Source organism: Acetobacterium sp. KB-1 (assembly GCF_003260995.1).
GTDB classification, from domain to species: Bacteria; Bacillota; Clostridia; order Eubacteriales; family Eubacteriaceae; genus Acetobacterium; species Acetobacterium carbinolicum.
Map to the genome: position 1 here is coordinate 98300 of NZ_CP030040.1, position 15994 is coordinate 114293.

The 15994-nt window shown below is 43.0% G+C and carries 15 protein-coding genes; 7 read left to right on the forward strand and 8 right to left on the reverse strand.

Features of this window, described 5'->3' with window-relative positions; all coding sequences use genetic code 11:
• Positions 1–14 precede the first annotated feature (14 nt).
• From DOZ58_RS00490 to DOZ58_RS00500, 3 genes are read left to right on the forward strand one after another with little or no spacing between them, the layout of a single operon-like run.
• Positions 15–602: a histidine phosphatase family protein gene (locus tag DOZ58_RS00490; RefSeq protein WP_111886497.1), complete on the forward strand. Its 588-nt coding sequence runs from the start codon at positions 15–17 to the stop codon at positions 600–602.
• 10 nt (positions 603–612) lie between these two features.
• Positions 613–2607 (forward strand): sigma-54-dependent Fis family transcriptional regulator, encoded by a 1995-nt coding sequence (locus DOZ58_RS00495; RefSeq protein ID WP_111886498.1) that lies wholly within the window; start codon positions 613–615, stop codon positions 2605–2607.
• The gene (locus DOZ58_RS00500; RefSeq protein WP_204355443.1) at positions 2600–3664 is read left to right on the forward strand and encodes an XdhC/CoxI family protein; all 1065 of its coding nucleotides are present in this window, start codon (positions 2600–2602) and stop codon (positions 3662–3664) included. Before DOZ58_RS00495 ends, DOZ58_RS00500 begins: the two co-directional genes overlap by 8 nt.
• A gap of 72 nt (positions 3665–3736) precedes the next feature.
• Here the strand turns inward: DOZ58_RS00500 and DOZ58_RS00505 are convergent, their stop codons facing one another.
• Positions 3737–4567 carry an ATP-binding protein gene (locus DOZ58_RS00505; protein WP_111886499.1) on the reverse strand — a complete coding sequence of 277 codons (831 nt, stop codon included), beginning with the start codon at positions 4565–4567 and terminating at the stop codon, positions 3737–3739.
• A 360-nt stretch (positions 4568–4927) separates the two neighbouring features.
• Here DOZ58_RS00505 and DOZ58_RS00510 point away from each other — a divergent pair, with 360 nt between their 5' ends.
• The 4 genes from DOZ58_RS00510 (at position 4928) to DOZ58_RS00525 (ending at position 8224) form a co-directional block, all read left to right on the forward strand.
• Entirely contained in the window at positions 4928–5227 is a 300-nt protein-coding gene (locus DOZ58_RS00510) for a PLP-dependent transferase (protein ID WP_242988555.1), read from the forward strand.
• Positions 5228–5282: 55 nt separating this feature from the next.
• Positions 5283–6458 (forward strand): MalY/PatB family protein, encoded by a 1176-nt coding sequence (locus DOZ58_RS00515; protein WP_111886500.1) that lies wholly within the window; start codon positions 5283–5285, stop codon positions 6456–6458.
• 198 nt (positions 6459–6656) lie between these two features.
• Entirely contained in the window at positions 6657–7343 is a 687-nt protein-coding gene (locus tag DOZ58_RS00520) for a DUF2786 domain-containing protein (RefSeq protein WP_162624366.1), read from the forward strand.
• A gap of 197 nt (positions 7344–7540) precedes the next feature.
• A complete protein-coding gene (locus tag DOZ58_RS00525) occupies positions 7541–8224 on the forward strand; it encodes an L-2-amino-thiazoline-4-carboxylic acid hydrolase (protein WP_111886502.1) in 684 nt (227 codons plus the stop codon).
• A 138-nt stretch (positions 8225–8362) separates the two neighbouring features.
• Here DOZ58_RS00525 and larC read toward each other — a convergent pair whose 3' ends face one another.
• The 7 genes from larC to DOZ58_RS00560 are packed head-to-tail and all read right to left on the reverse strand — an operon-like array spanning position 8363 to position 15975.
• Positions 8363–9514 carry a nickel pincer cofactor biosynthesis protein LarC gene (larC, locus tag DOZ58_RS00530; RefSeq protein ID WP_111886503.1) on the reverse strand — a complete coding sequence of 384 codons (1152 nt, stop codon included), beginning with the start codon at positions 9512–9514 and terminating at the stop codon, positions 8363–8365.
• 48 nt (positions 9515–9562) lie between these two features.
• A complete protein-coding gene (gene larB, locus DOZ58_RS00535; RefSeq protein ID WP_111886504.1) occupies positions 9563–10312 on the reverse strand; it encodes a nickel pincer cofactor biosynthesis protein LarB in 750 nt (249 codons plus the stop codon).
• 44 nt (positions 10313–10356) lie between these two features.
• Complete coding sequence (locus DOZ58_RS00540) at positions 10357–12216, reverse strand: non-ribosomal peptide synthetase (RefSeq protein ID WP_111886505.1); 1860 nt, start codon at positions 12214–12216, stop codon at positions 10357–10359.
• 33 nt (positions 12217–12249) lie between these two features.
• Positions 12250–12993 (reverse strand): SDR family NAD(P)-dependent oxidoreductase, encoded by a 744-nt coding sequence (locus DOZ58_RS00545; protein ID WP_111886506.1) that lies wholly within the window; start codon positions 12991–12993, stop codon positions 12250–12252.
• 3 nt (positions 12994–12996) lie between these two features.
• Positions 12997–13233 carry a biotin/lipoyl-containing protein gene (locus DOZ58_RS00550; RefSeq protein WP_111886507.1) on the reverse strand — a complete coding sequence of 79 codons (237 nt, stop codon included), beginning with the start codon at positions 13231–13233 and terminating at the stop codon, positions 12997–12999.
• A 27-nt stretch (positions 13234–13260) separates the two neighbouring features.
• Complete coding sequence (gene lipB / locus DOZ58_RS00555) at positions 13261–13947, reverse strand: lipoyl(octanoyl) transferase LipB (protein WP_111886508.1); 687 nt, start codon at positions 13945–13947, stop codon at positions 13261–13263.
• Positions 13948–13950: 3 nt separating this feature from the next.
• Positions 13951–15975: a sigma-54-dependent Fis family transcriptional regulator gene (locus DOZ58_RS00560; RefSeq protein ID WP_204355444.1), complete on the reverse strand. Its 2025-nt coding sequence runs from the start codon at positions 15973–15975 to the stop codon at positions 13951–13953.
• Between the last annotated feature and the right edge of the window lie 19 nt (positions 15976–15994).

The following is a 15994-nucleotide window of genomic DNA, read 5'->3' on the forward strand; positions in this document are numbered from 1 at the left end:
ATTCAAGGTTGGTAATGAAGATTTTTTTGGTCAGACATGGTAAAATAAAGTGGCTTAAGGGCAAGGCCTATATCGGGCAGATTGATCTCCCGCTATCGCAGGAGGGAATAATCCAGTCTCAAGAGTTACGGAAGACGTTTGCAGAAATTTCACTTACTAAGGTGTATACCAGCCCTCTTAAACGTTGTGTGCAGACTCTGGACATTCTTCTTGCTAAACGGAATGTGCCAACGGTTTTAGTGGATGCGCTTAAAGAGATTAATATGGGTGACTGGGATGGTAGAACCATTGATGAGATAAAAATAAATCACCCTGAAGACTATCAAAAAAGAGGTCGGCTGATTAATACCTTTGTTCCCCCGGGAGGGGAGAGTTTTGAAGCATTGACGAAGCGGGTGATGCCCGAGTTTAATAAAATGATAAAAGAAAATTACCAAGGTGCTATTCTAATTTCAACCCATGCTGGTGTCATACGGGTCATACTTGGTGAGGTTATGGGACTATCCATTAACGAACTGTTTAAATGGAAGCTTCTCTATGGGACAGTCTTTGAACTGGACTATGATGAAAGAAACGATAAATGGGTCGTTGTTAATCGATGAAAGGGGAAACATGAATAAGAATATCTATGGAGCAATCATCAAAGAATCAAAGCAGCGATGTATCGGATATGGGATTACTGAGGATCAGGTTTTCAGTAAAAAAATGATTGACCACGGTGAGCTGCAGACTAAGTTTTCAGAGAATCGTGATCTAATCCTGACAGCGGCTCCCTACATGGAGCATCTGATGAGCATTGTCCGGGGTAACAATTTTTTCGTTTTGTTAACCGATAGGGATGGCTGTATTCTCAACGCTATTGGTGATGAGAAAATTCTAACAGAAGCCTTTGAACTAAAAATGGTGGCTGGTGCCTATATGAGTGAAGAATACATTGGAACGAACGCCATGTCATTGGTAATCAAATCGGGGCAGCCAATTCAAATGTCAGGAACAGACCATCTGGTAAAAGCTTATCATCGCTGGACCTGTTCGGGTGCACCCATTCGGGATCCTAATGGCAATTTGATTGCAGCACTGGATCTTACTGGTTATTCTGATTCGGTACATCCCCATACCCTGGGAATGGTGATTGCAGCATCGAATGCGATTGAGGAGATGCTTAAGGCCAAAGAATATAACAGACTTCAGAATATGACCAACAAACATATTAAAACGATCTTTAATTCGATGCCGGTAGCGATTCTTACCTCCAATTTGGATGGGATGATTAAAATCTATAATCAAAAAGCCATGGATCTTTTTGGTAATAAATACAAACAATTGTCAGCGACCAATGTTTCTGAAATCATTGAAGATTGGGAAAACATTAAGGACGCGATCCACTCTGAAAAACATGTTAACCGGATTATTAATATCAAGGCGCTACGCAATCATTTTCATTGTCAAATGACGGCCAGTCCCATTTATAATCCCCAGGACGACAGTATTGAAATTGTCTTTGTATTAAAAGAAGATCAGTCCCGAAAAATCCAGAAGTGTGAGCAACCCTATTACACCTTTGATAAAATCATGGGGCAGGACTCTCAGTTTGTCAGTACGATTGAATATGCAAAGAAAATCTCTAATAACCGTTCAACGATTCTTATTTTGGGTGAGAGTGGCTGTGGTAAGGAAGTTTTTGCCCAGTCCATTCATAATCATAGTAAACGAATGGAGGAACCCTTTGTGGCCCTTAATTGCGGAGCGATTCCCAACCAGTTGATTGAATCAGAGCTCTTTGGCTATGAAGACGGTGCCTATACGGGTGCAAAAAAAGGGGGAAACATTGGAAAATTTGAGCAGGCCAATAATGGCACCATTATGTTGGACGAAATCGGTGAAATGCCCCTGGATATGCAAACCCGATTGTTGCGGGTACTTCAGGAAAACGTCATCACAAAAATTGGTAGTCAACAATCCATTCCCATCGATGTACGGATTATCGCTGCTACCAACAAAGATCTAAAAAAGGAAGTGGAGCTGGGACGTTTCAGAAAAGATCTCTTTTACCGGCTTAATGTTCTGCCCCTCTATCTGCCGCCACTACGGGAACGAAGAAGTGACATTGCCATCCTTTTTCATTATTTTATGAAAAACCTGTCATCGAAATATGAGAAAAAAGAAGTTCAGATTACTGAAAAAAATATGCAGATGCTAGAAACCTATAATTGGCCGGGAAATGTAAGAGAAGTGGAAAATGTTGTCGAACTGATGATCAATACCGAATCCTTTCCGGATCAATATTTTTTGAAAAATTCGGAACAAACAGACTTATCGAAAAAGTTCACCGGTTATGTTGATAAAACACCGCTCGAATTGCGGGAAGAGCGCCTGGAAGATCTGGATCCCGCGCTACTCGATATGAACTATATTGAAAAGGAACATATTAAACGGGTTTTGAAGATTTACAAGGGAAACATCAGTCAAGCGGCGCAAGCCCTGGGGATTCAGAGAAATACGTTGTACAGTAAAATCAGTAAATATGAAATTAAACTTGAAATCGGTAATAAACCACGAGAATTTTGGTTTGAAGATCGATATGGAAAGGGACATAAACATGGTTAATCAATACGAGAAGCTAATTACAGAGCTCGATCAAAAAGATCAGGTAGTTATGGTCACCCAATTTAGAACCCTGGGAGAAACGGGAAAAAAAGTGATTGAAAAAAAACTCCTCAGCAAAGAAGATCGGGGTAACGGTAAGGAAAAAACGGATGAGATTCTGGAAGTGGTTATTAATAAAGGACTGCCGGAATTTTTAGCCTCAGAAGACGGTATTGAGGAGCTTTATGAACCTTTTTATTCTGAAGGTCGTTTGATTATTCTCGGCGGCGGGCACATTGCTAAACCTCTGGCTCAATATGGTGCCGACATTGGCTTTAAGGTGACGGTGGTTGATGATCGGCCATCCTTTGCCAACACCCAGCGGTTTCCCCAAGCCAATCAGGTACTCTGCGAAAGTTTTGATACCTGTTTTGAAAAACTAAAGGTTAAGCGGTCGGATTTCGTGGTGATTGTTACCCGGGGTCATCGACATGACGCCCTTTGCCTGCGGCAGGCACTATCAGTCAATCCGGAGTACTTAGGGATGATCGGTTCCCGGCGCCGGGTTAAAGGTTTGATGGCACAGTTTCTTGAAGACGGATTTCGTCAGGAACAACTAAGTGGGGTGTATTCGCCCATCGGCTTGCGAATTGGGGCCGTGACGCCAGAAGAAATTGCTATTTCGATCATCGCTGAAATTATCAGCGTCAAGCGTGTAAGTCATCAGCATGAAAAAGCTGATCTGAAAAATAAAACCAATCATTCCGATTTTGATTTTGATGTGATTAAAAATCTGGCAAAAAACGAGTCGGAAAAGCGGGCCATTGTAACGGTGATTTCGAAAAAAGGTTCAGTTCCCCGCGGACCAGGTGCCAAGATGATCATCTGGGCTGATGGACGCAGTCTGGGGAGTATTGGTGGCGGATGTAGTGAAGGGGAAGTAATTGTAGCGGCTCGGGATCTAATCCGTGAAGATGGTGGATTTTTGATGATGAAAGTCGATATGACCGGTTCCGTCGCCGAAGATGAGGGCATGGCCTGTGGTGGGATTATGGATGTGGTTATTGAAATATTTTAGTGATCAATTAATAAGGGTACCTGATGGATCTACCAGGTGCCCTTATTATTTAGATTATTTTGCATGTATAGGCTAGTTATCATATTCATCTAAAAAATGATGTTTAACCTTATCTTGCTTGTATGAAATAATGGTATTCAGATTAACGTTCTCTACGCTTTTGAAAATATTGCTTTCGATGTAAGGGCTGGTTTGCCGGAATTTTTTTAGCAGAGTTTTCATTTCCTGGCGCTTTGAAGTCCCACCTTCATTGTCTGAAAGCATAAAATTTTCGGTAAATCGGCAAGCACACTGAATAAATTGCAGGTCGTTATGTAATTTCCAACTGATGATGGCCTCCTCCCGGATCAGGTACATCGGCCGGATCAACTCCATATTTTCAAAATTACAGCTTTTTAGCTTGGGCATCATCGTCTGAATCTGTCCGCCGTAAAGCATCCCCATCAGGATGGTCTCGATGACATCGTCATAATGATGACCAAGGGCGATTTTATTGCATCCCAATTCTTTAGCATGATGATACAGGTGGCCCCGACGCATCCGGGCACAGAGATAGCAGGGTGATTTTTCAATATCGGCGACTGAGTCAAAAATCTGAGACTCAAAAACAGTTGCTTCGATATTTAACAGCTTCAGATTTTTTTTGATCATATCCCGGTTCATCGGGTTATAGCCCGGGTCCATCACCAGAAAAACTAATTCAAATTCAAATTTATTATGTTTCTTCAGTTCCTGAAATAGCTTTGCCATCAGCATGGAGTCTTTTCCTCCAGAGATACACACTGCTATTTTATCACCTTCCTTGACCAGCTCATACTCATTGATGCCGCTGGTAAAGCGGCACCAGATACTGCTACGATACTTTTTCTTTAAACTTTTTTCTATTTCTTCATAGCGTTCCATGATAACTCCTATTTTTTAGTCTAACTTTTATAACAGAATCAAAAATTTCCATAATACATCGATTCAAAAAAAACCCAGGAGATCATTTAGAAGTCGCCAGGCTGATTTTTAATTATACTATAAAAATACTTGTAATCAAATGAAGATTTTACTTTTTAGAATTGTGGTGTAAGGCTTGTCCAAATTTATTTAGACCAGGCCTTCTATTTACTTAACAAGGCCGCCTTCAATCACAAGGCTTTCTTGATAATCAGTACTGTATACCGATAATTGTGATAGCATAAAAAAGAGAATCAGCTTGACAAAAATACGAGAATCGGATAATATTTATTAAACATACTGAGATACTATGAATTAGATGTGAGAACGGAGAAAATCACTGCCGTCCACTATGTCGGACTTCCGACTCATGAAGGCTATGAAATCTCTAAACGTCAGTCCACTGGTTTTGGTGGGATGATTTCGTTTGAGGTCGACAGTAAAGAAACCGCTAAACACATTTTAGAAGGGGTTTCAATTATTCAATATGCTGAAAGTCTTGGTGGGGTGGAAACGCTGATTACCTATCCGATGCTGCAGACCCATGGGGATATTCCAGAACAGGAACGGGAAGCAAAGGGGATTAACAACTTGATTATTGAGATTGTCGGTAGGAATTGAAAGTGCCCAGGATTTAATTGCTGAATTAACCAGGATGATAAAGGGGGAATAAGACTTGAAATATAATTTTAATGAAATTGTTCAAAGGGATAACACTAATTCCATCAAATACGATTTTGCCCATCGACGGGGAAAACCCGAGGGGCTATTGCCGCTGTGGGTGGCTGATATGGATTTTAAAACTCCGGCACCAGTGGTGGAGGCCCTGGTGGAAAAAAGTAAGCATGGTATTTTTGGTTATTCGGAAGGCGGACAGGATTATTTTTTCATCCTGAAGGATTGGTTTAAAACGAGGTTTGATTGGAATATCCAGCCAGAATGGCTGATCACCACGCCGGGTGTGGTCTATGCCATTGCCACAGCAATCCGCGGTTTGACCCAGATCGGTGATAGTATTATTATTCAACAGCCGGTTTATTATCCATTTGCCGAGACAATCAAAATCAACGACCGTAAGCTGGTGGTGAACAAGCTGGAGCATAAAAACGGAAAATACTTTATGGATTTTGATGATTTTGAAAGTAAAATTATCGAAAACAATGCGAAGTTGTTTATTCTCTGCAATCCTCATAACCCGGTTGGTCGGGTTTGGACACGAGAAGAACTGGTTCACTTAGGTGATATTTGTCTCAAACATGGGGTAATGGTCATTTCTGACGAGATTCATCAGGATTTTATCTATCCGGGCCATAAACACCTGGTATTTGCAGATTTGAAGCCAGAGTTTTTAGCGATCACCATTACTTGTACGGCCCCCAGTAAAACCTTTAACCTGGCCGGACTTCAGGTTTCTAATATTTTCATTGAAAACAAAGAAATAAAAAGAAAGTTCAAAAAAGAAATGCAAAAAGGCGGCTATAATGAGATTAATATTATGGGCATTGTCGCTTGTACAGCAGCCTATTCAAAAGGCCGAAAATGGTTGGAAGAACTAAAAATCTATCTCGGTGAGAATCTGGATTTTCTCAGAGACTTTTTAAGCGAACAGCTTCCCCAAGTTAAGCTTATTGAGCCGGAAGGAACCTATCTGATCTGGCTGGACTTTAACGAACTGGGATTAAATGAGGAAGCTTTAGAAGATTTAATTATTAACAAAGCAGGTCTCTGGCTAGATGCCGGCAGCATGTTTGGTGCCGGTGGGGAAGGCTTTCAACGGATAAATATTGCTACCCCAAGACTTATATTGGAGCAGGCGTTGACCCAACTGGAACGGGCGATCCATAACAAGTAAGATATTTCTTTAAAACGCATCTTACCTTTTTTGTTAATCTTTGCTGCTATGGTCGATAAAAAACGAACTTCGTTCTTGACAGTTTAAGACTTACCAAATAAAATAGAGATATAGAGTAAAGTGATATTTAATTAAGATATATTCTATATTAAAATGTTTGTTTTTGACAAAAACAGAAAGTTCATAAAGAGGAAGAAAATGGAAGCCAATATAAAAGATCGAATCAAAAAACTGCTAGCTCTTGGCAAAAGTCCCAATCCCAATGAAGCAAATTTTGCGATTCTAAAAGCAAAAAAGTTGATGGTTGAATATAAATTGACAGATCGGGATTTATTAAGATATGATGAAAAACCCATAAAGGTTGACACGGACATTTATTATACCACTCGCAGTGAACACTGGATGACCGGTTTGGCTGATGTCATTTCAGAAAATAATTGTTGCGTTTTCTATATGATCACACCGCCCGGGACCCAACGGCACTATATTATTTTTTACGGTTATGAAGAAGACGCCCAAATCTGTAGCAGTATTTTTGCTTATGCGGTTGATTGCGTCCGTTCTCAGCTTAAAGCAATCAAGAAGGCGATGAAACTTGATGAAAAACCAAGCGCCATCATAAACGAAGCCTGTGAAACCTACGGAAAGGGTTTTTACGAGGGTTTGGATGACGCATATACGGTTCAGGATTTTGAACATCAGGAATGGGGTCTGGTGATGACAGTACCGCCGGAAGTGAAAGAAATTCTCAGACCAATGGAGCATGCCCAGCATAAAGTCGAAAATCACGAAGACCACTATTCTTTTTATGCGCAGGGTTATCGGGAGGGAAAAGAATTCACGACCCAGAATAAATTGGATGAAGTTAAAGAAGATGTTGTGTAATGATGCCAGCAGTTAAAAACCAGTTACATACTGAAAATATGTCGCTGGTTTTTTTCATTTTGATGCACTATCAGGATATGTTAAAATAGATAATAGATTGGTAGTATCGAGATGAGCCGGTATCCTGAGATCGTTGCGCTGAAAGACGATCAGAATAAAATCGATTAAAGTTAGAAAAGACAGAATGGGAGTCAACGATGATGAAAAATAAGCAGGACAGAGATGTTTTCAAAAAGACACGACTCTCCAATATCCAGGAAACCCTGGTTATCCTATTTGGCGAAATCAGAGGTCGTCACTATTTTGGTAAAGCTGAGGCGGTTCTGGAGAATGAATTGAAAAATGTGGATGATCGTGGCAGCAAGGCCATTGGCAGGCATTTAAGAACATCGATATTACCGGGCTATGCCTGTTATCGGGCACTAGTGGAGTGCGGTGTTTACTGGGAGGTGGCCTATGCCGTTGTTGAAGAAGAAATTTCAGCAGCTGCCCTTCGCATGGCAACCATTTCCGAACTGCTCAGAAGCCTGCCATTTGCTTACCCCTTATTTAAACTTCTGATTATACCCGCCCTGAAACGGGGTTACCCAAAGGAGGGATGGACCATCAAGTGGCGGGAATGCAGCGGGAAACGCATCTATTTTCATATTACCAGCTGTTTGTACTGCGAGGAGCTGTTAAAAAGGGATGCCCTAGAGCTGTGCCCGGCTTTTTGTCATTCAGATCATGTCGCCTACGATCCTTTAGCCCCCCGGATTTTATTTTGCCGGAAATGGACTCTGGCAGCAGGGAATGAAATATGTGATTTTTATTTTAAGAACGGGAAAACAGCCAATAAAAAGATAAAAAATTCTGAGGTTAAAGGTTATCGTTTAATGTGATAAAGAACAGATTAGTCAATTTTAGTGCTAATATAAATTTGTTTAATGAGATGTTTAGTGAAATGATCACAGAAATCATAATAAAAGACTCAGATTTTTAATCCTCCAAGTCTTTTGTATTTTTATCACTTTAAAATACTATTTTAATTTTTCGACCATTTCCAGAACTTCCCAAAGGGATTTGCCGGATTCCCGGGCGATTTTCTTGACATCCTCATATTCCGGAGTAGCCCGGGTAATATCGCCCTGTTGGGATATTTTGATGGTGACCTCACCTAAAGGGGTAGTAATTTTTTTAAAATGCCGGTGCATGCAGGTGCGTTCCACCGGATATTTGCGAATGCCGATGGTGGAAGTTTCTTTTAAAACAATGGATTCAATTAGTTCAAGCTTAGCTTCAACACACAAAACCGTTAAATGGATGCCCGGACGGTTTTTTTTCATATAAACGGGTGTGTAGAAGGCATCCAGGGCACCGCTTTGCAGTAATACCTCCAGCACATAGCCGGCCATTTCACCGGTCATATCATCCACATTGGTTTCCACCACCATGATGGTATTAGATTCGGATTTGCGGCCCTGAATAATTCGCAGTGCATTTAAAATACCAAAATCCTTGCCGCCAAAGCCATATCCAGTTTTTTCCGGAATAAAACTGGGTGTTGTGGGGGAATAGGTGGCCAGTTCAGCCAGAATGGCAACCCCGGTGGGGGTTGCTGATTCGCCATCAATGGCTTTGGAGTACATTTCAAAATTAGACTCACAGAGAATTTCGGCAGTGGCCGGAGCAGGCACCGGTAGTAGTCCATGGGCACAGCGCACCCAGCCGCTACCAACATTTATTCTGGAACCATAAACCAGATCCGGTTTCAGAGCATGGTAACAGATAGCAGCACCAACGATATCAACAATCGAATCCAGAGCACCGACTTCATGAAAATGAACCCGTTCAACCGGAACACAGTGAACCTTGCCTTCAGCCACCGCCACCCGCATAAAAATGGCCAAAGCAGTATTTTTTACCTCATCCGAAAGGGTTGAATTTTCGATGATTTCTTTAATATCGTTAAAGTGTCGATGATGGTGATGATCAGCTTCTAATACCACATGACAGCGGGTCCCGGAGATTCCTTTTTTCATGGTTGATTCGGCTTCGATGCGAAACCCGCTAAGATTGAGCTTTTTCAGCTCGGCGTAAAGGTAAGCCGGATCAATACCCAAATCAATAAAAGCACCCAAAACCATATCGCCACTAATACCAGAAAAACAATCGAAAAATAAAACCTTCATGGACAATTCTCCTTCTTCGGGCCACGCCCTGATGAAATACTATTTAATTTATAGTTTGTTAATTTTTGATGCCATACAGGCAGCCCCAAAACCATTGTCAATATTGACAACCCCAATGCCGCTGGCGCAGGAGGTCAGCATCCCCAGCAAAGCGGAGATGCCGCCAAAGCTGGCGCCGTAACCGATACTGGTGGGAACGGCGACGATGGGCTTATCGGTGAGCCCACCCACCACTGAGGCCAGCGCTCCTTCCATGCCGGCAACCACAATAATTACTTTGGCATGATTGATAATCGGGACGTTGCCAAGAAGTCGATGGATGCCGGCCACCCCGACATCATAAAGTCTTTTAACCTGATTACCCATAACCATGGCAGTAACAGCGGCTTCTTCAGCGACCGGGATGTCAGAGGTTCCGGCAGTAACCACGAGAATATAATCATCAGTGGTTTTATATTCTTCCCGTTTGACAACAACCGAACGGGCTTCCTCGTAATAAATGGCATCAGGGGTAATGGATTTAATCGTATCAAAGACATCCCGTTCAGCCCGTGAAGCCAGAATATTTCCGGTGGATCGTGCCAGCATGTTTTCAACAATCCCTTTTATCTGGTTGAGTGTTTTACCGGGACTATAAATCACCTCGGGATAACCGTTTCGCAGTTCCCGATGATGGTCTACTTTGGCATAGGAAAGATCTTCATAGGGTAGGGTTTTAAGCAGCTCCAGTGCTGCAGGTACTTCGCATTGCTGGTTCTTGACGTCTTCTAATAGTTTTGTTAATTGATCTACATTCATAATTGTCTCCATGACTGCTGATGCGTCAGCATATATTAAAATTACTAAAGGGCTTTGAGATAATCGGTCATTTCTTTGAGCGTCAGGTGATTTCTAATCTGATCGGTGTTCATTTTAAGAGCATAGGCCTTTTCAAGCTGCTGAATCAGGTCAATAAGACCCAGAGAGTCGCCACCAAGATCATAGACAAAATGACTACTGAGTCCAATCAGAGCAGGCGAAATTTTTAGAATTCCGGCCCAGTAGTTGGCCATCTCTTGATAGGCGCCTTTTAGGGTTGATTCAGATATGTTGCCTAACGGGATGGCCTGATCATAATCTTGGTAGTCGCCGTTTTCCCAGGCAATGGTTAGGGCCAGTCGGTTAATTTTGCCCGAGGTGGTTTTGGGAATTTCATCAATTATTATACCCCAGGAGGTGGGAATCTGCCAAGTGGCTGAAATGGCCTGGCCGGCAAGGGTTAGGGTTTGCGGATCTTTAGAATCACTAAAGAGAATCAGACAGTTTTTTTGAGTGATTCGATCTTTTCCCTGGACAACAATCAGGTTGATAGTGTCAGACAAGGCCTGTTTACCGGTTTTTTCTAAATCTGAGACCAGATAATTCTCGCCGTTAACGATAATAATATCCTTATAGCGACCAAAAATATTTAGCCAGTCGTTTCTAAAAAAGCCCAGATCGCCAGTGTTAAACCAGCCGTTTTCATCTAGTCCGGTGGGCGCATTTTTGTCTTTTGAATAGTAGCGCTGCATCACATTGGTGCCCCGAATATGGATCAGGCCCAGATATTCCGGTTCCAAAACATTACCGTCAAGATCTTTGATAACTACTTCGTTGCATGCATCTAAGACACCCACCGACATGCGGCCGAGGGTATCATCATCAGGATCACAGAAGAATAGTTTTTCACCAATACTGATGCCGCTGCCCAAAAAATAATCCATTCGGAAAGAGGAACCATAAGGGGTGTAGGCAACACCCATGGTTGTTTCGCTAAGACCGTAGGCTGGCTTCAAGGTATCTTTGGTCCAACCCATCGAGGCTGTTTGAGCCTCAAAAGCCGTTAGTGAGAGCGGATTGACGTCCTCACCGCCGCAAAAACAGATATATACAGTTGATAGATCGACTGCTCGCTGCTGTTTAATGCCGACCTTGAGTAGCAGTTCAATCCCAAAGAGGGCAGCTCCGGTAACGGTGGCAGAAAACTGGGCCAATTTTTCCAGCCAGCGGTTGGGGCTTTTTACAAACTGCATGGGGCTCATTAAATACTGAGGGAAGTTATTAACAATCGGAACCAGGTGATAGCCGACAAAGCCGAAACAGTGGGAGAGCGGCAGCCAGCTTAAATAACGTTCCTGGACATTTTTCCGGACAATGATGCTACTGGCAATTCCGCCTTCTAGCAGGTTTTTGGTGGTGAGAACCGCCCCCTTGGGGTCAGAAGAGGTACCCGAGGTGAATTGAATCATTCCGGGATCAGTATCAATTACAGAGGCGATGGTTCCCGGGGGGGATTCTACCAAAGTCCGAAACATCACCAGGTTGTTTTCGAAAAGGGTGGTGATCCCTTCAAGGTCACTAATGATGACGGGATTATCCAGTACAGTCAGCACACTTTTAAGGTAAGTCCGGGATTTTTCATCCTGGGCAATGGGCAGGATAGAAGGAACCATCCCCCCCAGAATAGCGGCCCAGAAACAGGTGATCTGAGCCTGAATGCTGGTTAATTGGAAAACAAGAAGGGAACCCTTTTTTAGCCCACAGGACTGGTAACCGCCAAGGACTTTGATAGCATTCTCAAAAAGCGTGGCGTAGGTCTGTGTAAACTCCTGGCCATCCGCTTCCAGATAAGTGATCGTTACATTACTAGTTTTCAGCTTTTTAAACGCTTCTTGTATATTCATGGGCGTCTCCTCAACAATTTTGTCAGATTTGCATTAGATCATGGTATAGCCGCCATCGATGGCAATGGTCTGTCCGATGATGTAATCACTTCCGGATGAACAGAGGAAGGAAATAACTCCAAAAAGGTCTTCTTCGGTGCCTAATCGTCCAGCTGGGGTGTTTTTGATATGTTCGGTGAGGGCATATTTAGGGAAATTTGATTTGGCCATATCGGTTTCAATAACACCGGGGGCAATGGCGTTGACTTGGATGTTGAGACGGGCGGCTTCACGAGCCAGGGCTTTAGTAAAAGCAATGACCCCGCCTTTAGCGGCAGAATAATGGGTAAAACCCAGTCCCCCAACCCGACCGGCAATGGAGGCAACATTAATAATCTTGCCCCGTTTCTGTTTTTCCAGTACCTTATAAACCGCATGGGTAGCGATAAAGGTTCCGGTTAAATCAATGTCAATCACTGCTTTCCAGTCTTCCAGAGTCATCGCACTAAAAGTTTTAACCGGGAAGATGCCAGCATTGTTGATTAACACATCAATTTTTCCGTAGGTTTCCATAACCAGATCAACCATTCTAATGGCATCTTCTTCGGATGATATATCGCACTGGATAGCAATACAGTTAGTGGGCAGTTTTTCGGCTGCAGCTTTAGCCGTGTCAATATTACGACCGATAATGACAATATTGGCACCCTCATTGCTGAGATATTCGGCAAATGAGTAACCAATTCCCCGGGATGAGCCAGTGATAATAATAACCTTATCCTGATGAATTCCAGCCATGATCTAACCCTCAATTTCGCCGATGATCTGGCCAACCAGAACCCGGTCATCTTCTGATGATAACATGGTAGAAAGAACCCCATCAGCGGGAGATTCAATATAAATGGAGATTTTATCGGTGGCAGCTTCAGCAATGTTGTCGCCTTTCTTGACAGTATCTCCTATAGCTACAAGCCATTGTCTTAAATTTATTTCTTCAGCGCCTTCGGCAAATTCAGGAATTGCAATTTCGTATTTCATTTTTAGTTCTCCTTAATCGTATTTATTTTATAACTCTGCAATTGTTTTTTTTGTCGTTCGAGTGCCAAACATCCCATCAAAGGCGAGGATAAACTGATCTCGGAGATCGCCCAGGGTAACGGGGGAGCAGCCACAGGCTGCCATCGAAGTAACACCCTTATCTTCGATGCCGCAGGGAATGATGGTCTTAAAATGTTCGAGGTTGGGGTTGACATTAATGGACATCCCATGGAGGGTAACACCATGGGACACGGCGATGCCTAAAGCGGATATTTTTTTTTCCTCGCCAGTTCCGGGTTCGGAAACCCAGACTCCGCTTCGCCCTTTGACGCGTTTACCATTAAGATTGTAATGGACCAGCAGATTAATCACGACCTGTTCCAGACACCGTACATATTGGTGGGCCCCTTTCACATATTGATCAAAATGAAGAATCGGCGAAACGATGAATTGTCCGTTCCCATGATAGGAAATATCCCCGCCCCGGCTGACTGCGGTCACAGTAATACCCATTGCGTCCAGTTCTTCAGCAGTGTAAAGCAGGTTCTTTTCCTGGGTTCCCCGACCCAGCGTAATAACGGGATAATTTTCCTGAAAAAGCAGGGTGTCCGGTCTGAATCCATCGACGCATTGCTGGTGGAGCTGTTCCTGGATGATAAAGGCCTCCTCATAGGAAATCAGTCCCAGGTCAAGCCAGGTAAGATTGTTCTTCATGGTCTAATCCTCCAGGTGATACTGTTTCATTTTGCGGTACAGAGTACTGCGGGAAATTCCCAGATATTCAGCAGCTTTCTTGCGTTCTGAGAAAAGCGCCAACGCATTTTTAATAGCAGAGAGTTCCATTTTTTTTAAATCCACATCAGGTTGTAAAACCTTTGTCTCGATGGCTCGTGGTTCTTCTCTTAGGGTCAGCTCGGCGTCAAGGTTGGGTAAATAACTGGAAATAAAATAATCGTCAATGCGATTGGTTTCAGTGAAATTTACGGCTTGTTCGATGGCATTTTTAAACTGTCGCACGTTTCCCGGCCACTCGTACTCCTGCATTGTTGCGAGGGTAGAGGGGTGAAGCGGTTCAATGAATTTACCACAGGTCCGGGTAATATCATTGAGAAAAAAAGCAGCTAGGGTTGGAATGTCTTTTTTTCGTTTCCGTAGTGGCGGAATGTTAATTTGTAGTACATTTAATCGATAGTAAAGATCTTGTCGAAACCGCCCCATTTTTACTTCTTCGGCAAGATTCTTATTGGTGGCAGCAATCACCCGCACATCAATGGCAATGTCCTTGTTGCCACCAATGCGTTGAATATAACGCTCCTGTAAGACCCGAAGCAGAATGGTCTGGGTGTTTAGAGGCATTTCTCCGATTTCATCCAGAAAAATAGTGCCGCCCCTGGCTAGTTCAAATTTTCCGATTTTTCCGTGTTTGCTGGCTCCGGTAAAAGAGCCTTCTTCGTAGCCAAAGAGGACACTTTCAATCAGGCTTTCAGGAATACCGGCACAATTAATCGCAATAAATGGTTGATCAGATTGATAAGCGTTATGAATCGCCTGGGCAAACATTTCTTTGCCGGTTCCGCTTTCACCTTCTAACAGGACCGTTGCACTGCCTTTAGCGGCAATTTGAGAAAGGTGAACGGATCGTAGTAACGCAGAACTGTCACCGATGATGTCATCAAAGGTAAAGCGGGTGCCTTTTCGTTTGGCTTTATCAGAAATCGGGGTTTTTTTATCCATATCCTTCAGCGTTGCAACAGCTCCGGCGATGGTCCCATTGTCGTGAAGGATCAGCTTACTGTTAATTAAACAGTTTATTTTTTTGCTTTTGGTAATAATGTGTTTATCTTTTTCTTCAAGAGAAGGCGGTACATTTCCGTTATGATCCAGAATGGTTTCACCGTCCATAATCTCCAGAATGTTTTTTCCATAGGAATCAAAGGTGGTCGTTTTTAAAATTTTGGCACCATGAGAATTAATACCAATTATTTTACCATTGACATCCACCGCAACCACACCATCCGTCATGGAGTCGATAACCGTGCTCAAATAGTGGTTGGTTAAATCGACCTGACGATTAGATTCGGCAATACAAAGCTGCCGCGAGATAGCTTTTGTTGCAGCAACGACCATTCCCAGCGTATGGGGATAAGCCATTTCTTTAGGCCCAGCCATATCCATAACTCCCAGCAGTTTGCCATGGGCGTCAAGAATGGGTGCAGCAGAGCAGGTTAGTTCGTGATAACATTCATAGTAGTGCTCGGCCCCGATCACTTGAATAGGTTGGAGGAGATCGATGGCTAAACCGGTGGCATTGGTGCCGGCCATGTGTTCATTCCAGATACTGCCCCGGACCAGATTCTTAGTGAAGGCTTCCTTCAAAATGGATTGGTCACAAATTAGTTCCAGAATAACGCCATTTGGATCGGTGAGCGTGGTTGAAAAGCCGGATTTGTTAACAAATTCTTGTAATTCCACCATAAAGGGGATGCTGACGTCCAGGAGCACCTTATTTTGTTCCAGGCGTTTTCTAAAATTTGTTTCACTAACAGTAGGAGTGCGATTTAAGGCATGGGGATCAAGCCCAGCCTTTTGACAGCGTAGCCAGGAATCAATAATCGGCTTGCGGATATGGCTACCGATTTTTCCAGATAACACAAAATCGTCCCAGGTATTTTTGATTGCATCAAAGTCAGCAGTAAGTTTCAAAGCGTTCACGCTCCTTTTTGATGTTTTTTTATCATTCAAGGTGATTGCTCGCTGCTGA